Below are 3,989 nucleotides of genomic sequence, written 5' to 3' on the forward strand. Positions count from 1 at the left end.
GCGATCGGCGCGCGCCGGCGCAGCCGCGCCAGGAACGCCTCGCGTACCGCCGCGTGCAGCAGGTCGGCGCGGCCGTAGCGCAGCAGGTGTTCGCCGCTGGCGCGCACGTGTTCCAGCAGCGAACGGCGATCCTCGGCCGGCGGCGCGAGCAGCGGCCCGAAACGCTGCATGCGCGACCACAGCCAGGCCAGCAGGACCAGCAACGCGGGCAGCCAGGCCGGCCAGCCGCGGGTGAACAGGGTGCGCCACAGCGACGGCAGTTCGGCCGAATAGATCAGGTGGATGGTGCCCTGGGCGTAGTTCGGCCCCAGCACCTGCCGCGCCAGCAGGCGGTTGCCGGCCTCGCGCAGCCCGCCGCTGCGCAGCACCGGATCGTCTTCCATCGGCGAGCCCTCGAACATCTTGCCGAGCCGGTCGTCCTGGTTCTCGAGGAAATCCAGCTCCGACAGCACGTCCACGCTGCCGTCGCCGTAGGGCACGCGCGCGAACACGAAGTCGTCGTCCTCGCCGCTCCACCAGTTGCTGGGCGTATCCGGGTCGATGTTGAAGCGGCGGCCGCCGCAGAACACCTTGTGGGGCGCCGCGCCCGGCACCGCCATGACCAGGCAGTCGTCCGGGCTGCGCGCCTCGACGGTGATGTCCAGCGCTTCGAGGATCGGCACGTCGCCGCGCTTGACCTCCGCGGTGGGCGTGCGCAGCACCAGATGTCCGCCATGCTCCACCCAGTCCAGCAAGGCGTCGCCGTCGGCCTTGCCGAGCATGCGTGGGTCGCCATACAGCACCACGCTGTCGTGCGGGCGCAGGCGCATCGCCTCCAGGTCCAGGCGTTGCCGCGACTCGGCACGCACGCCGTCGGCGCGCAGGGTCTGGCGCAGCGCGTACAGCGGGTTGTAGGCGGCCTCGCCGCGTGGCGGCAGCACGATCTCCCGCTCGGCGCGTTCGTAGCGGCCGAAGAACCAGGCCGCGCCGACGCTGACCAGCAGCAGGCCGACCAGGAAGATCAGCGCATTGCGCGTGCCGCTGTTCATGCCTGCCACCGGAACTGGCGCTGCAGGTCGTCGACCAGCGCGTCGAAGGCGCCGTCCTCGGGCAGCCGGCCTGCATAGGCGGCGTGCTGCCAGACCCGCACCATGCGTGCGAACAGGCTGCGGTCGGCGTCATCGGGCAGGCGTTGCGCGGCGCGCAGGCACTGCGCCTCGGTGGCGCTGGGCGGCAGCACCAGATCGGCGCGCTCGCACAGCGTCGCCACGCTGGCCCGGTACAGCAGCGCGAGCGCGCCGCGGTGGCGGCCTTCGCGCCAGGCGCGTCGTGCCACCGTCGCCACGTCGTCCGGCAGCGGTTGCGGCGCCAGCACCGGCGTGTGCTCCGGTGCCGTCGCCACCGTTGCACGCCGGCGCCCGCTGCCGCGCATCCACGGCAGCCAGTGCCTGGCGGTCAGCAGCAGCACCAGCAGCAGGATGCCGGCCAGGACCCACATGCCCCACTTGCCGACGAACGCGATGGCCTGGGCGGCTGCCTTCATCCATTTGCCGAACGCGGTGAGGTCTTGCTGCTTGTCGTCCGGCTTGGGCGGCTCGTCGGGATTGCGCTTCTTCCAGTAGCCGATGGTGCGCTTGGCGGTCAGCAGTGGATCGGCGTAGGCGCGGTCGGCGGCGCGGGCGAAGCGCGCATCGGCGGCGGGCTCGGTGTCGAACACTTCGTCCAGCGGGACCGGATGCGCTGCGTGGTGGTGGTGGGTATCGGCGGCGGGCTTGCTGTCGGTGTCGGCATCTGCATCCGCATCCGCAGCACTGTTAGTGTCCGTGTCGGCATCGGCATCGGCATCGGCATCGGTCCCGTCATCGCGCCCGGCATCGGCGGGAGCATCCTGCTCCGCCGCCGTCTGCACCGCCGTGTCGTCGGCCGCTGGCTGCGCACGCAGTGCCGCGGCCGGCGCGGCGAGCAGGGCCACGCACAGCACCGCCAGCGGCGCGGCGCTGCGCAGGCGCGCGGCCATGCGGCGCAGCGCCATTTCCACGTCCCAGGCTTCGAGCTGGGTACGCCGGTTGAGGTACAGGCCGAAGCCGGCGCCGACGAAGAACGGTTCGATCAGGGTCATCGCCAGCCAGGCGATGGCGTTGAAGCCGATGTCCGCCCACACCGGGGTCTGCTGGCCGATCAGCGACCACGCCGCGCGCGCGGTTTCCGGCAGCAGGTCGATGGGCACGAACAGGAAGATCGTGGCGATGCAGGCCAGGCTGAGCATGCCCTCGAACGTGGCGAAGGCGCTGGCCATCAGCAGCGCATGGCCGTAGATGGCCCCGCCCAGGGTGCGGCGGCGCTCGCGTTGCTGGCTGGCGCTGGCGCCTTCCAGCAGTTCCAGCGGCATGAACACGCTGCGCGCCGGACTCAACCGGCGCCAGGTCAGGTAGCCGATCAGGGTGCGCCAGCCCCAGGCGCCCTGCGCGCGCACGGTGTCGCGCACGCGTGGCACGTCGCCGAACACCGCGCGCGAGATCACGAACAGCGGGATCCGGTCCAGCACCGGCTTCAGCCACCACAGCAGCAGCGGTGCCAGCCACAGCGCATCGATCGCCCAGGCGCCGAGGTTGAGCACGGCGAACAGCGGCAGGGTGACCAGCAGCCAGGGCTTCCAGATCGCCCCGGCGTGGCGGCGGACCAGGGCGCTGCCCAGTTCCATCGCTTCCCAGGCCGAGCGTGCGCGCAGCACCACGTCCAGGCGCTCAATCCGCATCGATGGCCTCCGCGCGGCCGCGCCCGCCGCGCCACAGCCACGCCAGCACCAGCGTCCAGAGCGCCGCCGACACGCTGTACTTGACCCACGCCGGCACGGTCGCGATGGACGACCAGAACGCCTCGATGAAGGCGGCCACCAGCAGCATCGCCGCCACGCCCAGGCACAGCCGCGCGCCGATCTTGCCGCCTTCGACCAGCGCATCGATGCGTCGCCGCCGTCCCGGCGCCAGCACCTTCAGGCCGAGCTGCAGGCCGGCACCGCCGGCGATCACGATCGCGGTCAGTTCGAACGGCGCATGCCCGGCAACGAAGCGCCAGAAGGTGACGCCGTAGCCGATCTGGTGCAGGTGCCCGGCCACCGCGCCGATGGTGATGCCGTTGAACAGCAGCACCAGCACCGTGCCCAGTCCCGCCAGCAGGCCACTGGCGAACGTGCGCAGGCCGATGCTGATGTTGTTCATGATGTAGTGGCCGAACATCTGCCAATCGGTGCCGCTGTCGCGGCCAAGCTTCTGTGCGCTGGCGGCCGGGTCGTACATGCGCTCGACCTGGGTGACCTGCATCGGGTCCATCAACCCGTGGATCAGTTCCGGACGGAACTGCAGCAGCACGAAGATGGTCACCAGCGGCACCACGAACAGCGCGGTGGCCGCCGCCATGTAGCCGGCCTGGCTGCGCACCAGCTGCGGGAACTCGGCGAACAGGAATTCCGCCGCGCGCCGCCAGCGCGGACGCGGCGCCCGGTACAGGACGGTGTGGCCCTGCTGCATCAGATGCTGCAGACGCGCGGTGACCTGCGGGCTGTAGCCGCGCCTGCGTGCCAGTGCCAGCTGGTGGCACACGCGCCGGTAGCGCGCCGGCATGTCCTCGTCGGCGAGCGGCGTCGGCTGGCCTGGACTCGGGATCGCGGTCGGCGGCGCGGCGGTCTTGCTGGCGTCGCTGGCGGCGCCGGCCTTGTTCGGCGCTGACGTGCGCGCGCTGCGCTGCAGCCAGGCCTCGAACACCTGCCATTCCTGCTGATGACGGAGGACGAACTGTTCCTGTTTCATCGGCGGCCCAGCAGCCAGTTGGCCATCGCGTACAGGCGCAGCACCCCGGCCTGGCCCGGCGTGTCGGTCAGCGGCTGCGCCAGCGCGGCCAGTTCCAGTTGCCGCTCCGGGGTGAGCCGCGGCGCGCGCTCGGCGAAGGCGATCAGCGCCGCCTGTTCGGCCGGCAGCAGCGGTCGCGGCGGCGCGAGCGCGCAACTGGAACTG

The 3,989-nt window shown here is 71.8% G+C and carries 3 protein-coding genes and 1 pseudogene; all 4 read right to left on the reverse strand.

The window, feature by feature from the left end; translation table 11 throughout:
• Positions 1-1,028, reverse strand: a 1,028-nt coding sequence (locus D183_RS0104285; RefSeq protein ID WP_017907906.1) for a DUF4350 domain-containing protein, incomplete at its 3' end; no start/stop codon positions are given.
• The gene (locus D183_RS0104290; RefSeq protein WP_026144181.1) at positions 1,025-2,734 is read right to left on the reverse strand and encodes a DUF4129 domain-containing protein; all 1,710 of its coding nucleotides are present in this window, start codon (positions 2,732-2,734) and stop codon (positions 1,025-1,027) included. The genes D183_RS0104285 and D183_RS0104290, both read right to left, overlap by 4 nt.
• Entirely contained in the window at positions 2,724-3,785 is a 1,062-nt protein-coding gene (locus D183_RS0104295; RefSeq protein ID WP_017907908.1) for a stage II sporulation protein M, read from the reverse strand. Before D183_RS0104295 ends, D183_RS0104290 begins: the two co-directional genes overlap by 11 nt.
• Positions 3,782-3,989, reverse strand: a pseudogene (locus D183_RS0104300) (RDD family protein); the annotation flags it as partial. The pseudogene D183_RS0104300 and the gene D183_RS0104295, both read right to left, overlap by 4 nt.

It is taken from the genome of Xanthomonas sp. SHU 199, from assembly GCF_000364665.1.
GTDB lineage: Bacteria > Pseudomonadota > Gammaproteobacteria > Xanthomonadales > Xanthomonadaceae > Xanthomonas_A > Xanthomonas_A sontii.